The 2,089-nt window shown below is 76.2% G+C and carries 2 protein-coding genes; both read left to right on the forward strand.

Annotated elements, in window-relative coordinates:
* Positions 1-34 precede the first annotated feature (34 nt).
* Positions 35-1,201 (forward strand): ROK family transcriptional regulator, encoded by a 1,167-nt coding sequence (locus L7D48_RS28365; RefSeq protein WP_237883897.1) that lies wholly within the window; start codon positions 35-37, stop codon positions 1,199-1,201.
* A 75-nt stretch (positions 1,202-1,276) separates the two neighbouring features.
* Complete coding sequence (locus L7D48_RS28370) at positions 1,277-2,056, forward strand: HAD-IIA family hydrolase (protein WP_237883894.1); 780 nt, start codon at positions 1,277-1,279, stop codon at positions 2,054-2,056.
* Positions 2,057-2,089: the final 33 nt, after the last annotated feature.

The raw sequence follows: 2,089 nt of genomic DNA on the forward strand, positions 1-2,089 counted from the left end.
CCCCCTCCCCGCCGCCTCCCCGGCGGCCGCGAACCTGCCGGCCCTGCGCGGCCACAACGCCGCACTCGTCCTGGACCTGCTGCGCGCGGCGGGCGAGGCGGGCGCGAGCAGGCCCGAACTGGCCGAGGCCACGGGGCTGACGCCGCAGGCCGTCAGCAAGATCACCGCCCGGCTGCGGGAGGCGGGCCTGGTGGCGCAGGCCGGGCGCCGCCCCTCCACCGGCGGCAAACCGCGCACCCTGTGGCGCCTGGTGCGCGACGCCCGCCACGCGGTGGGCCTGCACCTGGAGCGCGACGAGATCACCGCCGTCCTGGTGGACCTGCCGGGCGGCGTGGTCGCGGCCCACCGGGCCCCCTTCGACCTGGGCGCGCCCCGCGAGGCGGTGCTGGACGCGGTGGCCGGTGCGGTGCGGGCCCTGCCGGTCGGTGCCGGACGCGGCCGCCCGCTGGGCGTCGGGGTGGCGTGCCCGGGTCCGTTGGACCACCGCACGGGAGTGCTGCGGCGGGTGACCGGCTTCCCCCAGTGGGACGGCCACCCGCTGCGGGAGACGCTGTCCCGGCGGCTGGGGCTGCCCGTCGCGCTGGACAAGGACACCAACGCGGCGGCCCTCGGCCTCGCCCTGTGCGGCGGGCAGGGGGCCGCCGGCGCGTCGTTCGCGTATCTGCACCTGGGCACCGGCCTGGGAGCCGGGCTCGTACTGGGCGGGGCGCTGTACCGGGGGACGCGCACCGGGGCCGGTGAGTTCGGCCACCAGGTGGTGCTGCTCGACGGACCGGAGTGCGGGTGCGGCGACCGCGGCTGCCTGGAGGCACTGTGCCTGGCGGCCGTCGCCCGGGGCGACACCGCGGAGGCGGCCCGCGTACTGGGCACCGGGGCGGCGGGGCTGGCCGGGCTGCTGGACGTCGACCGCGTGGTGCTCGGCGGCCGGACCGTACTGGCCGACCCGGAGGCCTACCGTGCGGGCGTGGAGCGGGTGCTGGCGGCCCGGGCCGCGCGCACCGACGGCCGGGCCGTACCGGTGTCCGTCGCCCCCGGCGGCGCGCGGCTGGTCGCCCGCGGCGCGGCGCATCTGGTCCTCGCGCCGCTCTTCGGCCGGCTCGAACCGGGAACGAGACCGGAAGGCCCCGGCCGAGGCGGTGCCGGAGGCGGCCCCGGGGGCGGCCCCGGAAAGACGGGGCCGCCCCCGGCGGACAGTGGCTAGTCTGAGGGCGTCGGCGCAGCACAGCGTGGTGCCGCCGCCACGCCCGATGTGCGGTACGACAGGCAGGAGTGACCAATGGCGGAGCGCAAGCCGATCGAGTCGTGGCTGACCGACATGGACGGAGTCCTCGTCCACGAGGGGGTGCCGATCCCGGGGGCCGACGACTTCCTCAAGCGGCTGAGGGAGTCGGGCAAGCCGTTCCTGGTGCTGACCAACAACTCGATCTACACGCCCCGCGATCTGCACGCCCGGCTGAAGCGGATGGGCCTGGACGTCCCGGTGGAGAACATCTGGACCTCCGCCCTGGCCACCGCCAAGTTCCTGGAGGACCAGCGCCCGGAGGGCACCGCGTACGTCATCGGCGAGGCCGGGCTGACCACCGCGCTGCACGACATCGGCTACATCCTCACCGACACCGACCCCGACTACGTGGTGCTCGGCGAGACGCGCACCTACAGCTTCGAGGCGCTCACCAAGGCGATCCGGCTGATCAACGACGGCGCGCGGTTCATCGCCACCAACCCCGACGAGACCGGCCCGTCCGCCGAGGGCGCGCTGCCGGCCACCGGGTCGGTCGCGGCGCTGATCACCAAGGCGACCGGGCGCGAGCCGTACTTCGTCGGCAAGCCCAACCCGCTGATGATGCGGGCCGGGCTCAACGTCATCGGCGCGCACTCCGAGTCCAGCGCGATGATCGGCGACCGGATGGACACCGATGTGCTGGCCGGGCTGGAGGCCGGGATGGAGACCTTCCTCGTCCTCACCGGGCTGACGCGGCCGGCCGACGTGGACCGCTTCCCGTTCCGGCCCTCGACGGTCGCCGACTCGATCGCGGACCTCGTCGAACGGATCTGACCGGCCCCGGCGCCGCCCCGCCCCGCGTTCGCC

Source organism: Streptomyces sp. ICN903 (assembly GCF_022015835.1).
GTDB lineage: Bacteria > Actinomycetota > Actinomycetes > Streptomycetales > Streptomycetaceae > Streptomyces > Streptomyces fenghuangensis.